We start from the raw sequence: 11,468 nt of genomic DNA, 5'->3' as shown, positions 1-11,468 counted from the left end.
CATCTGGCCGGCGCCGAACCGTAGAACGGCACCACCATCTGCACAGGCAATGGCCGGAAAGCCGATCATGCATTAAAACTGAAACCGGACCACCTCATAGGGGCAGGCCATTACGAGAAAGTTCCTGCGCATTCACGGGCCAGCAGCCCACGACAAGCGCCATTGCAAGCCCGTGCATTGCTTTCCAACTAGCATTCATCTGTTGTTCCCCCACTTAAAGCTGTGCCGTCCAGTCGAAATCGGTGAGGTAGAGACCGATGGGGTTAAGCCGGATTACGGCCTCGTCCTGGGGTGGTGTAAGTGTTACCCGGGCGATCCCTCGAAACCTGCGTGTCGCCAGCTCCCTGCCCTGTCGATCGCGCTCATATTCCGTCCAGTCCACCTGATAGGTCTGGCTGGACAGCGGCACTATGCTCGTGGGCTCTACCGATACCGTCGATGAGCGTGCGCGCTCGAAAGGGGAGTTTCCTCGAAACCAGCCATTGATTTTTTCGGTTGCAGGGTCGGCTGTGCGAAGCAGCGCATAGGTCCGATCGATGTACTGCTTCTGGACCACACTATCCGGCGTCACCGATCGAAAGCTTGCGACAAACGATGCCAACGTCGACCGGATAACGCGCGGATCGGCATAGGCAATCTGTTCGGGAAATCCGGCGTTGACCGCCGTACCCAGACGATCGACCTCGACGATGTAGGGGACAAGCTTCACCTGCGTGCTCAAATACAGGGCATAGCTGAACCCGATCGTTGCCATCGTCATTCCGATGATGCCGACGATCCTCCACGATCGAGCCGCGTGAATAGACGCGCCGTAGCGCTCGTTCCATTCTTGCCTTGCGGCCACATAAGGGTTCTCCGGTGCGTTGGTCCCCGACATTCCTCGCCCCTTCATCGCTTCTTGTCTTGTCGTGCCGCCGCCCGGCCGCGCTCGGCTTTTTGGTCGAGCTTGGCGTTTGCAAGGCCCATGGTTGATGCGCCCCAGCTTCCTGGGGTGGCGATTGCCTTGTCTCTTGTCGCTGAAGCCAAGGCGCCGGACGCGCCAGCCACGCCTTCGCTCATCCCCTTCAGGGCTGCACTCGCGAACGAGTGGCCTCCAGAACGCGCATCTGAATAGGCCGTCGCCCCGAGCTTTGCCCCTCCCCAGGCCAGCGCCGCAGAACCGGCGGCAAAGCTTCCCGCCTGCGACCCATGGCGGATTGCCTCCATGCCACCGGTGACGGAAACCCCCTGCACGACACCCTGGACGATGTTTGGCACGTAGATGGAGATAACGAAGATGACGACGGAGATGCCTCCAATGGCGAGAGTAGACAGGAATTCATCAGAGCCAGTTGGCGCGTTTGCGAGATTGACAAGGACCTCGGACCCGATGCGTGCAATCACGACGAGCGCCATCAGTTTCATGCCAACCGAGAAGGCATAGACAAAGTACCGGACCGAGAAATCCTTCGTGAAGCTCGACCCGCCGAGCCCGAGCATGATCATGCCGGCCATCAGTCCGATGTAGACTTCCACCATCACCGACACGAATATCGCTGCAACCAGCGAAAAGCACACAACGACGATCACCATCGCGAACACGGCCGCGATCGCCAGCGCGTTGTCCTCCCAAATCCCGAACTTCGCCTTGTCCGACAAGGCAGATGCCACTTTCAGGCCGGCGTTGAACACATTGGCAGGTGAGGCCGGCGAATGACCGGCACCGATCTGGAAAAGGCTGTCCACTATTGCCTTCGAGAAGGTTGGGCCTTGTTCCAGAAGGAACACGAACAGCCCGATGAACAGCACCCGCCTGACAAGCTCGGCGAACCAAGTATCAAGCGAGGCCGCGCCAAGCGCCAGCCATACGGCAGCAATGCCTATCTCGATGCCCGCCAGTATCCAAAACAGGGAGCGCGCAGCCTGCAGAACCGTCGTCTCCCAGCCGCGTGCGGCGGCCGCGATCTCGTTTTCCAGCGTCGTGAGAAGCGCGCCGTCCTGTGCTAAAGCCGGGTCGGTGAATCCGACAACAACCATCGAGACAATCGCAACCACAGACAACTGACGCGACTTGCCAGAAGATAAAGGGGCTTCGGTACGCCGAGCGTTGTTGTAGTCACACGTTCCATCACGCGTCCGGGCCGCACCTGTCGTGAGCGGGGGGTCAAGAACGGTCAAGCAGGTGCTGGGGACACGTCGGCACCTTTTGGGAGAACGGATCATCACCACCGTGGCGCCATGGTTTGGCCGCCGGATGTGGACGGAGGCGTAGAGTTGAAGAACTCCTCACGACGCGTCTGGGAAAGATCGCGCGACACCTGCTCGGATTGCAGCCAGGTCCCAAGCATGGTGACCTGCTGTGCTACGAGACCACGCAGTTTTTGTGCCTGCGCCACCTGTTGAGTTGCAATCTCATGGCCGACTTGCAGCGCCTTCAACTGTCCGTCCGCGCTCTCGGACGACACACGAAGCTGCGTCATCGTCGCCTCTTCCGTATGGAACTGGCTGGCAGTCAGGCCAGCCGCGCGCAAGGATGCCGATATCGTCTCCCGATTGGTGTCGGACCAGCTTTGGTAGTGGGACGAGAAGCTCTCACCGTCGGCCAGACCTGATCGGAGCTCCGCGAAACTCTGAAAGCGGGCCCTCAAGATGTCGTCGAGATTGCCCATCGAAAAGGCAATGCCCTGACCCTGGCCCACGATGCCGCGCAATTGGTTCAGGTCGCGCTCAACCTGTCCCCAGATGCGCGTGGGAAGCTGCGCCGTGTTCTGCAGCATGTTGGCGTAGATGTTCAGCTGGTTCTGGATCTGCTCGGCCAGCTGCGTGATCTGCGTGATCTGGTTCTGGATCTGCTCGCCCGACTGGCCAGTCAGTGCGATCAGCTCGGCATTGTTGAGGAGCTGCGTCCACTCCGTTGCCTGTCCCGTGATCGTACCTGCCATGGCTTCAGGGAGTGGGGACGCAATCAGGCTTGCCGTTGCTACCATCATGCTACGCAATCGGGGCGAATGTAGCGGCATGGCGCACCCCCCTTTCTTCGAGCCAGCGGCCGGGCCAGGCATCTCCGAACTCAGAAGCCAGAGCTGTGATGCGGGATATCTCGTCCTTGCCGGAAGCGCCCACGAAGGCGAGCGTCAACGGACCGAGGGACATGTCAAACAGTCGGCGGCCCCGCGGGCTTGCGACGTAATACTCCCGCTTGGGCGTTGCCGTTGCCAGGATCTCGATCTGCCGGTCGTTGAAGCCTAGACGCTCGTAGAAGTGGCGGTTGCCGGGATCGCGCGCCGAACCGTTAGGAAGACATATCTTCGTCGGACAGCTTTCATTTATCACGTCGATGATACCGGACCTTTCGGCGTCGGAGATCGATTGGGTGGCCAGCACCACGGCGCAGTTCGCCTTGCGCAGGACTTTCAGCCACTCACGGATCTTCTCGCGGAATAGCTCATGGCCCAGCATGAGCCAGGCTTCGTCGATGACGATGAGGCTAGGCTGGCCGGTGAGCCGCTTTTCTATGCGCCGAAAGAGATAGAGCAGGACGGGAACCAGATTCCGTTCCCCCATATTCATCAGCTCCTCGACCTCAAAGGTCTGAAAGGCGCTCAGCGACAGACCGTCCTCCTCAGCGTCCAGGAGCTGTCCCATCGGCCCATCCACGGTGTAATGGTGAAGTGCCGACTTGATCTCTCTGTGTTGAACGCCCGAAACAAAGTCGGAGAGCGACCTTCCGGCGGCCTGGGACAGCAGCGAAAGTTGGCGCGAGATGGCGTTCCGGTGGTCCGGCGTGACTGTGACGCCTTGAAGAGCAAGGAGACTCCCGATCCACTCGTTTGCCCAGGCGCGGTCGCCCTCGGTTTCGAGCTGTTTCAGAGGACAAAATGCGAGAGGCACCTCATCACCGCCAATATTGAAATGCTTGCCTCCGGCAGCCAACGTGAGGGGCAACATCGAGGCACCTTTGTCGAATGCAAAGACCTGCGACCCGGCGTAGCGCCTGAACTGCGCGACGATCAGTGACAGGAGCGTGGACTTGCCCGAACCCGTCGGCCCGAACACCAGCGTGTGTCCCACGTCATCATCGTGAAGATTGAAGTAGAAGGGCGTGGACCCCGAGGCCACTTGCATCAGTGGCGGTGAGTTGGGAGCGTAGTACGGGCACGGGGCCGTTGCATTTCCCGCCCACACCGTGTTGAGCGGAACGAGGTCGCAAAGATTGCGGGTGTTGATCAATGGTTCGCGGACATTGGCATACCAGTTGCCCGGCAACGACCCGAGATATGCCTCTGTCGCATTGAGGTTTTCAATCCTGGCCCCAAAGCCCTCGGCCTGGATCAGCCTTCGAACTGCCTCAGCCTTGTTCTCCAGCGTTGCCTCGTCGTCGTCGAGGATCACGATGACCGGGGTGTAGTAGCCATAGGAAACAAGTTGTGAGGCTGCCTGGGCGATAGCATCCTCGGTCTCCGCTACCATTGCGAGGGCATCCTGATCGACGGCACGGCTGTGTGTCTGGAACAGCTGGTCGAAAAATGGCCTGACCTTCTGAAGCCATTTTCGGCGCGCGCCCTCAAGCTTCTGACGCGCCTCCCGCTCGTCAAGAAAGATGAAGCGGCTGGACCAGCGATAGGTCAGGGGCATCTGGTCGAGCGCGTCAAGGATTCCAGGCCAGCTTTCCGCCGGGAAACCATCGATGGCCACGATTGCGACGTGCTTTCCGTCGACCGTCGGCGAGAAGCCGTGTGTGTACTGGGCTGTCGCAAGCCAATCGAGATACATCGGTACTGAAGGTAGACGGACGGGGTGGCTGTCGCCCGAAATGCAAAAGCGGATAAACTGAAACAGTTCGTCGTAGCGAGCCGTTCGAAACCCTTGATCGTCCTCCACTTCCTGCGTCACCATGCGCTGAAGGGACAACACGTTGGCAAGATACTGCTCAACCTCCCTGATTGAGGCCCTGAAGCGATCTAAAACCTGATCCGCATAGCTAGCAGCTGGTCTTCCAGCGTCTTCATAAAGGTAGCCGATCAGGGCGGTCCTTCTCGGTTCCGGCGGACGGTAGGTCAAGATAAGCGCCTGCTTGCTTTCGTAATGTCCCTGCTCGCGTTCAAAATGGCTGCGTCGCTCCGCGTCAATTGCGCGTGTGACCGGATCTGGGAAATGGCACACTCCCTCGTCAGGATAGGCGGTACTGGGGATGCGAAGCGCCTCGACCTGGATCATCCAGCCGGTGCCAAGCCTGGTGAGGATTGCATTGACCTGCCGAGCGATCTCGTTGCGCTCGACGTTTGTTGCACTGTGGCTGTCAGGGCCAGCGAAATACCAACCGGCCATCAGGCTTCCGTCCTTGAGAAGCATGATCCCGCGATCAACCAGGCCTGCATAAGGAAGCAGATCGCAGAAGGCTGGACCCTTGTGGCGAAAGGCTTTGAGGGCGACCATTGTCAGCTATTCCGCCAAGGCATTGGAGTTGGACGGTAAAGCGCTCGATAGCGGATATGGCGCAAATAGACCCTGCGCATAAGCGGGTCTGATTTCGCCATCATTCTCAACGCGGCGACCACCACAACCCACAGGGCCGAGCCCAGTAGGACCGAGAACCACGTCAGGACGACAAACACCAGAATGACAGTCGCAAGGCCCGTAAGCATCAGAAGTTCGCGATCCGCTCCTAGCAGGAGGTTGGGGCGCGACAGGGCCCGATGAATGGACGAGCGCGCAAGCGGAGCCGGAGCCTCATTCATCCGGTTAGCCCTCCCCCGGAACTTGTTGGGCGGTTGAAGCCATGTCAAATGCGCCGATCGAAGCTCCCGTTGCCCCAAACAGCGCGACGATCTGTGTGGCCCCCAAAAGGATGCCTGCAACCAGAACCACATAGACAAGACGACGCGCGAAGTCGTTCAGTTCGCCACCAAAGATAAGCATGCCGCCCGCCACTGCGACGGCGGAAAGCGCAATAAAGCCAGCCACCGGGCCCGTGATCGATTGCTGTATCTGTTGGAGAGGAGCTTCCCACGGAAGACCTCCCCCGCTGCTGCTCCAGGCCGGCTGGGCAACAGAAATGACAAGCAGAGCGGCAAGCGCTGCCCCTGCCCGGTTCAGCTTCCTATCCATCATTCCCCCCCATCTTCTCAGGATCTACAATTTCATAGTGATCGCCCGTGTGGCGTCTCACCTCGATGATTTCGTCAACCCGGCGCCCCCTCGGCGCTCTCTGGATCGAAATTACAAGGTCGACAGCCTCGCCAATCACATCGCGCATCGGCTGCTGGCTCGCTTCAGCTGTAAGCTGTTCAAGGCGGTGGAGCGCTGAGCGCGCAGAGTTGGCATGGATCGTCGTCACGCCACCCGGGTGACCCGTGTTCCATGCCTTGATCAAGGTAAGGGCAGCGCCGTCGCGTACTTCTCCGACAATGATGCGGTCAGGTCGAAGGCGCATGGTGGATTTGAGCAGACGTGCCATATCGACGTCATCAGATGTGTGAAGCGCCAGCGTGTTGGCCGCAGCGCAGGCAAGCTCCGCAGTATCCTCGAGGATGACCAGCCGGTGCTGCGGCGCCGTTCGGCACATTTCGTCCAGGAGCGCATTGGCAAGCGTTGTCTTGCCTGAGCCAGTCCCGCCGGCCACCACAATATTCATACGGCGGGATACTGCGTGGCGGATCGTAGTTGCCTGGCTGCTCGTCATGACCCCGTCGGAGACGTAGTCGCAAAGGGGAAACACTCGCGATGCCCTTCGACGGATCGTGAACGCCGGAGAAGATACGACTGGTGGCAAAAGACCTTCAAATCGATGGCCGCCAACCGGCATCTCGCCCGACACGATCGGTCGCGACACTCCAACCTCGCGCCCAAGTGAATGTGCGACGCTGCCGATGACGACCTCAGCGGCGGCTGCCGTCATCATGCCCGCAGAAACAACGGGAAGTCCGAGCCTCTCGATGAATACCTGGCCGTCGGGATTGAGCATGATCTCGATCACGCTCGGATCTCCGAGAGCCGCGTTCAGCTCGACGCCCAGGGCCGCCTCGATTTTTCGCACCAGACGGAGATGGGAATGTCGCAAGACGACAGGTGGCATCTCGTCTCGTGTTTGGCGACTGGGGTGTGTTTGTGTCGCTACCATGCCTAGGCCTTCATTTCGGCTACGTAAGCATCGTCCAGAAAACGCCTTGGGCCGTCATCCCCTCAAATCCGAGGGTGCTTTGCCTCTCGTTTCGAGCAGCACAGCTCAACTGCATTGGAAACGCGAACGCCTGGCATCAACGGTTCACGCTCCGCATCAGCGCGCCGGCCGAGCGTGGGTGTCATGACCCGATGCGCCACAGACGCACCCTCGGATCCGACTTGCAATGACGTCAATTTAGATGAATAATACATTCATTAAAAGTGAGTTCCCTATGTCACCGCGCCGCTATCAAATGAAGAGCCGCACCGCGTCGATCGCTGCCACGCGACAGCGGATCGTAGAGGCTACGGTTGAACTGCACGGCCAAAAGGGCATCTTCGGCACAAGCTGGCAGGAGATCGCGCGCGAAGCCGACGTGGCAGTCGGTACCGTCTACAAGCACTTCCCTTCGCTCGATGAACTGGTTCCTGCGTGCGGCGAACTGCTGATGGAACGCATTCGGCCGCCGTCGCCTGATGATGCAGATGCAATCATCGGTGATGCGTCTGATGTTGGCGTTCGTCTGCGTCGTGTCGTGCGTGCGCTTTTTGACTTCTATAAGCGTGGCGGCACACACCTGGAGAATGATCCTCGCGAGCGGGAGCTTCCGGCAGTTCGTGAATGGGAAGTGTTCATGCGCGGCATGATTGAGCACTTTGCTCGTCAGGCGCTGATCGAACACAGGCCAAGCGATCAAGATCTCCAATTGATCGGCGCACTACTCGATTTCCGGACCTACAAGGCGATGTCCGACCGTGCCATACCACACGCTGATGCGATCGAGGACGTTGTGATGCTGATCATCGGACGGATCAATGCGCAAGGGCGCACAGACTAGCGGGCGATAGATACGATCACTGGGAGGAGTATATCATGGCGCAGATCAGTGCATTGCAGGACGTCGTGTCTCGTGATCCGGACGAGGGAGAGGCGCGGTGGTGGATGGGATCGCTGGCAATCATTAAGGCCACAAGCAGCGAGACCGCGGGACAGTTTACTCTGGTTGAGATCGTCGAAAACGAAGGCGAGACGCCACTGCACGTTCACCACAACGAGGACGAAGCTTTCTGGGTGCTGGAGGGCGAAATCGACTTCGAGGTTGGTGGAAAGCAAGTGACTGCGATGCCAAGCTCGTTTCTATTTGGCCCGCGAGGCATTCCCCATCGCTACACCGTGCGACGCGGTCCAGCGCGGATGCTGTTCATCCTCACACCTGGCGGCTTCGAAGGCTTGATCAGGGATACAAGCAGACCTGCCACGGAGAGGCGCATTCCCGTGGGCGAGGAAGGCATGCCCGACCTTGATGCATTGCCCACTATCGCTGAACGCTACGGCTGCGAACTGCTCGGATAGTAGGTTCACCATCAGGTATGCTTCTGCATAGGGTGGCGCCATTGTGCGCGACAAATCGCTGGTACATGGCCGCCACCTCGTTACCTTCCGCATCGGCGTGGAGCCGGACGCGGTCTCCGCCGTTGCGGGCCTGCTCGTGGAACCGACGGGCGCTGGCCAAAGCGCTGAATTCGCGGCCGGATGATCGAAATGACCGCACGAGATATTTGCCGGTTGGCGACGATTTCACCTTAGCCCCGGCGACTGACCCCGTCCTAGACTGGATCAAATGCCTGTCGGAATAGAAGGATAGTGTGCCAAGGGCTGGTGGAGAGGGAGGCCGCCACGGAAGTTGCATAGGTAACAAAAGGAAATACGTACAGCTGCCGCGCCGAGCATAGTGTTAAGGCATCGAGAGCCGGAATCTTCTAACGCTAAAGGTTTTTGCCTATAGAATTTTCGTCATATGCGAAGAAAAGTATACCGTGCCCGCTTTTGCTTCAGTAACGTTTCAGGTGCATCGTGAAGTATGCACATGTGGAAGCGAACGCGATCAAAGCTCTCGTACCAGCCGCCTAGACGGACGCCGAAGCTATCCGTGCCAGCCATGCTAATTGGCCTGTTGCTGGCGAGCGCGGCGGGTGTTGGATACACTTCCGGCGGTGCGTCTTTGGTTAGCTCTAAAGCAGTTGCTCGCAGTGCGGGTTGTACGGTTAAAGGTAACGTGTCGATTGAGACTGGTGAGCGCATCTATCATGTGCCTGGTCAGAAATATTACCACGACACAGTGATTTCGCCCGGCTACGGCGAACGCTGGTTTTGCAGCGAGGCCGAAGCGCGCTCGGCGGGCTGGCGGAAGTCGCGGATCTAGATAGCGCCTCCAGTGCCCCTAGGAGCGTCACCATCGCGCCCGTCGCGACTACCAAGGCCCCACATACGCCGATACTTTCCTGCAGACGCTAGGCGGCCCGTCGTCGCCCACTGGCAGGTGGGCGCATTGCGCTTCGTAGAGTTCCGGCGCCAAAAGCTCGTCGGCATGCGCGCGTCCGGAAATGCCAGACTATTTGACCCTTCGTGAGACCGTCCGCACCTTCTTTGCAGGAGCGCTTGGCATTTGAGCATCCCTCGCCAAACGCAAGGCACGAAGGCGCTCGGTCTTGGAGTCGCGCGTTGTCACCTCGGCGCTCATGATCGCGCGGACGTTTCTTGTGATTTCATCCGCCTTGACCTCTTGCTTGTTGAGCTTGGGGCGAAAAACGGCGTCGATTGCAGCTTGGTTCATAATCGTTCTCCTTGAAACGAAAAAGGCCGGGAAATCCCGACCTTCTCGTGAGCGCCTCAAAAGGCCAGTGCCAGTACATCCGTGGTCAAAGACCTGAAGCGCAATTCGTTAGGCGGCCTGAAGGTTCTCGGCTGCGCTCTTGCCATTGCGATTGTCTTTCACAATGTCGAAGCTAAGCTTCTGGCCTTCGACAAGGCCGTGCATCCCGGCGCGCTCGACAGCAGAAACGTGGACAAATACGTCAGCGCCGCCGCCGTCCTGCTCGATGAATCCGAAACCCTTGGTGGAATTGAAGAACTTGACTGTTCCATTGCTCATGGCGACTTCCTTTCAAATCGGCATAGAAGTTTCGCCGCCTGCCCGAATGACAAACGGCGTAAAACACGAAATTGAAGGGGAAGATCGTAGGAGCGCCGCGGCGCGAAAACAAAGTTCGTCAGCAATATCGATAATCTATTACTACACGACATTTGTGCTCAACGCAAGCCTGATCGATTAATTCTGGAGCGCGGCTGCGAGCGGGCGACAGGCAAGAGCCGCGTCGCCGGGTGTCTGGGGGAGTACACAAAAGGACAAAATAGGAATGAAATCTCTGATCGGTTGAGCCGAGTCGCGTCACTGTCGAGCGGATCAGAAGGTCCGGCCATCAGCGGACCCCGCCATGGAATCCGCCAAACTTGAAGTGGCCATTGATGAAGCTATTGCGTCGTGCGGCGGTGCGCGAGAAGCCGTCAAGGTGCTGCTAGCAGAGGTCGCCCAACTTCAGGATGAACTATCCATGGCCGTCCCGGCGGTTAGACCGCGTCGCGCCATTCCACGCTGGTGCGCAGCGAAAGAGGGAAAAATCAGGCGGGTCAAGCAATGCCGATGCGCTGTCCGCGCCCGCGTAACCAAGATTGGGCCGATTACGAAAGGCCTATGCATCCTAATCGATCCGCAAGCTCAGGCGGACTTCATGCTGTCCTCGTCGTTGTCTTCTCGATTGCCTGACGGCGGCGCAGATAACTGCTTTGCAATGCCCAGCACGGCGAACGGCGATCGTGCTTTCGACTGTTGACGTGCAGCGTGTCGCCAAGCTCGATCAAACACATGCAGGCTGCCGGGTTGAACACTGATGGGAAAATGACGGCCCCTCCGTGCCCTGACTTTGGTCAGTACCCGGGAGGGTTGCGAAAACTACCCTGCCCTCTCGCGTAGCGTCGGGGGGAGATGTTGAGAAGCAGTGCCGAGCCGATGGCGTTGTCGGCGGACGAATGGGCACTGTGGCGTTCCTCGCCCCCACCACCAGGTCGGGGTTCCTGGCCGCGTTCACGGAGATCCTATCGCACGGACGATGAGATGGGGCCTCGGCTCCCAACGGCCAGTTGGCGTTAAGGTCATCAAGTAGTCAGGGAAACCCCAAACGCAGAAGTCCGGGTCGACACGCCTCCGTTTTGAGCGGCATAGAAGCGCGACCACGCCTGCCTGAAGGGCCGGCCATGGCTCCGAGGTCGATACAGCCCTCTGTGACATATCCGGTGCCGCAGCCGACGGGGAAGGTCGGCTGCGGCGGCATTTGACAATCCTTCCCCGAACTACATCGAGGGCATGATGACGGCATCGATGACGTGGATAACGCCATTGTCGGCCGCGATATCGGCCTGGGTGATGTTCGCGTCGTTTACCTTCGCACCACCTTCGAGGGTGAAAGTCACGTCGCTGCCCTGGACGGTG

The 11,468-nt window shown here is 59.1% G+C and carries 14 protein-coding genes; 4 read left to right on the top strand and 10 right to left on the bottom strand.

The window, feature by feature from the left end; all coding sequences use genetic code 11:
• Positions 1–214 precede the first annotated feature (214 nt).
• From trbF to trbB, 7 genes are all read right to left on the bottom strand, one after another.
• Complete coding sequence (gene trbF, locus FY036_RS00385; RefSeq protein WP_148912750.1) at positions 215–877, bottom strand: conjugal transfer protein TrbF; 663 nt, start codon at positions 875–877, stop codon at positions 215–217.
• An 11-nt stretch (positions 878–888) separates the two neighbouring features.
• The gene (gene trbL / locus FY036_RS00380) at positions 889–2,040 is read right to left on the bottom strand and encodes a P-type conjugative transfer protein TrbL (RefSeq protein ID WP_268932153.1); all 1,152 of its coding nucleotides are present in this window, start codon (positions 2,038–2,040) and stop codon (positions 889–891) included.
• Between the two features lie 161 nt (positions 2,041–2,201).
• Entirely contained in the window at positions 2,202–2,966 is a 765-nt protein-coding gene (trbJ, locus tag FY036_RS00375) for a P-type conjugative transfer protein TrbJ (protein ID WP_235897424.1), read from the bottom strand.
• A gap of 4 nt (positions 2,967–2,970) precedes the next feature.
• Entirely contained in the window at positions 2,971–5,415 is a 2,445-nt protein-coding gene (locus FY036_RS00370) for a conjugal transfer protein TrbE (protein WP_148912747.1), read from the bottom strand.
• Between the two features lie 2 nt (positions 5,416–5,417).
• Entirely contained in the window at positions 5,418–5,717 is a 300-nt protein-coding gene (locus FY036_RS00365) for a conjugal transfer protein TrbD (protein WP_148912746.1), read from the bottom strand.
• A 4-nt stretch (positions 5,718–5,721) separates the two neighbouring features.
• Positions 5,722–6,087, bottom strand: coding sequence for a TrbC/VirB2 family protein (locus tag FY036_RS00360; protein WP_201744663.1), 366 nt, complete (start codon positions 6,085–6,087; stop codon positions 5,722–5,724).
• Positions 6,080–7,054, bottom strand: a complete 975-nt coding sequence (trbB, locus tag FY036_RS00355) for a P-type conjugative transfer ATPase TrbB (RefSeq protein ID WP_148912744.1) — start codon at positions 7,052–7,054, stop codon at positions 6,080–6,082. Before trbB ends, FY036_RS00360 begins: the two co-directional genes overlap by 8 nt.
• A 286-nt stretch (positions 7,055–7,340) precedes the next feature.
• Here trbB and FY036_RS00350 point away from each other — a divergent pair, with 286 nt between their 5' ends.
• The 3 genes from FY036_RS00350 to FY036_RS00340 all read left to right on the top strand — a co-directional run bounded on the left by FY036_RS00350 (position 7,341) and on the right by FY036_RS00340 (position 9,344).
• Positions 7,341–7,979 (top strand): TetR/AcrR family transcriptional regulator, encoded by a 639-nt coding sequence (locus FY036_RS00350; RefSeq protein ID WP_148912743.1) that lies wholly within the window; start codon positions 7,341–7,343, stop codon positions 7,977–7,979.
• A gap of 35 nt (positions 7,980–8,014) precedes the next feature.
• Positions 8,015–8,494 (top strand): cupin domain-containing protein, encoded by a 480-nt coding sequence (locus FY036_RS00345; protein ID WP_148912742.1) that lies wholly within the window; start codon positions 8,015–8,017, stop codon positions 8,492–8,494.
• Positions 8,495–9,080: 586 nt separating this feature from the next.
• Complete coding sequence (locus FY036_RS00340) at positions 9,081–9,344, top strand: sunset domain-containing protein (protein ID WP_148912741.1); 264 nt, start codon at positions 9,081–9,083, stop codon at positions 9,342–9,344.
• A 189-nt stretch (positions 9,345–9,533) separates the two neighbouring features.
• On the opposite strand, the gene FY036_RS00335 is transcribed toward FY036_RS00340, so the two are convergent.
• Together FY036_RS00335 and FY036_RS00330 are read right to left on the bottom strand one after the other, a co-directional pair.
• Positions 9,534–9,755 carry a hypothetical protein gene (locus tag FY036_RS00335; protein WP_148912740.1) on the bottom strand — a complete coding sequence of 74 codons (222 nt, stop codon included), beginning with the start codon at positions 9,753–9,755 and terminating at the stop codon, positions 9,534–9,536.
• A gap of 108 nt (positions 9,756–9,863) precedes the next feature.
• Positions 9,864–10,073: a cold-shock protein gene (locus tag FY036_RS00330; protein ID WP_148912739.1), complete on the bottom strand. Its 210-nt coding sequence runs from the start codon at positions 10,071–10,073 to the stop codon at positions 9,864–9,866.
• A gap of 343 nt (positions 10,074–10,416) precedes the next feature.
• On the opposite strand from FY036_RS00330, the gene FY036_RS00325 reads away from it, so the two are divergent.
• A complete protein-coding gene (locus FY036_RS00325) occupies positions 10,417–10,812 on the top strand; it encodes a D-aminoacyl-tRNA deacylase (protein ID WP_148912738.1) in 396 nt (131 codons plus the stop codon).
• A gap of 517 nt (positions 10,813–11,329) precedes the next feature.
• Here the strand turns inward: FY036_RS00325 and FY036_RS00320 are convergent.
• Positions 11,330–11,468 (bottom strand): fasciclin domain-containing protein (locus FY036_RS00320; RefSeq protein WP_201744662.1); only part of this gene is annotated, 139 nt, incomplete at its 5' end.

Origin of the sequence: Neoaquamicrobium microcysteis (assembly GCF_008180155.1) — a bacterium.
GTDB lineage: Bacteria > Pseudomonadota > Alphaproteobacteria > Rhizobiales > Rhizobiaceae > Aerobium > Aerobium microcysteis.
This window is presented reverse-complemented; position numbering and strand designations above follow the sequence as displayed.

What these genes read in the sequence shown, in the direction of transcription:
- trbF (WP_148912750.1), bottom strand. Translation starts at nt 877, where the DNA reads ATGTCGGGGACCAACGCACCGGAGAACCCTTATGTGGCCGCAAGGCAA.
- trbJ (WP_235897424.1), bottom strand. Translation starts at nt 2,966, where the DNA reads ATGGTAGCAACGGCAAGCCTGATTGCGTCCCCACTCCCTGAAGCCATG.
- FY036_RS00370 (WP_148912747.1), bottom strand. Translation starts at nt 5,415, where the DNA reads ATGGTCGCCCTCAAAGCCTTTCGCCACAAGGGTCCAGCCTTCTGCGAT.
- FY036_RS00365 (WP_148912746.1), bottom strand. Translation starts at nt 5,717, where the DNA reads ATGAATGAGGCTCCGGCTCCGCTTGCGCGCTCGTCCATTCATCGGGCC.
- FY036_RS00360 (WP_201744663.1), bottom strand. Translation starts at nt 6,087, where the DNA reads ATGGATAGGAAGCTGAACCGGGCAGGGGCAGCGCTTGCCGCTCTGCTT.
- trbB (WP_148912744.1), bottom strand. Translation starts at nt 7,054, where the DNA reads ATGCCACCTGTCGTCTTGCGACATTCCCATCTCCGTCTGGTGCGAAAA.
- FY036_RS00350 (WP_148912743.1), top strand. Translation starts at nt 7,341, where the DNA reads ATGAATAATACATTCATTAAAAGTGAGTTCCCTATGTCACCGCGCCGC.
- FY036_RS00345 (WP_148912742.1), top strand. Translation starts at nt 8,015, where the DNA reads ATGGCGCAGATCAGTGCATTGCAGGACGTCGTGTCTCGTGATCCGGAC.
- FY036_RS00340 (WP_148912741.1), top strand. Translation starts at nt 9,081, where the DNA reads ATGCTAATTGGCCTGTTGCTGGCGAGCGCGGCGGGTGTTGGATACACT.
- FY036_RS00335 (WP_148912740.1), bottom strand. Translation starts at nt 9,755, where the DNA reads ATGAACCAAGCTGCAATCGACGCCGTTTTTCGCCCCAAGCTCAACAAG.
- FY036_RS00330 (WP_148912739.1), bottom strand. Translation starts at nt 10,073, where the DNA reads ATGAGCAATGGAACAGTCAAGTTCTTCAATTCCACCAAGGGTTTCGGA.
- FY036_RS00325 (WP_148912738.1), top strand. Translation starts at nt 10,417, where the DNA reads ATGGAATCCGCCAAACTTGAAGTGGCCATTGATGAAGCTATTGCGTCG.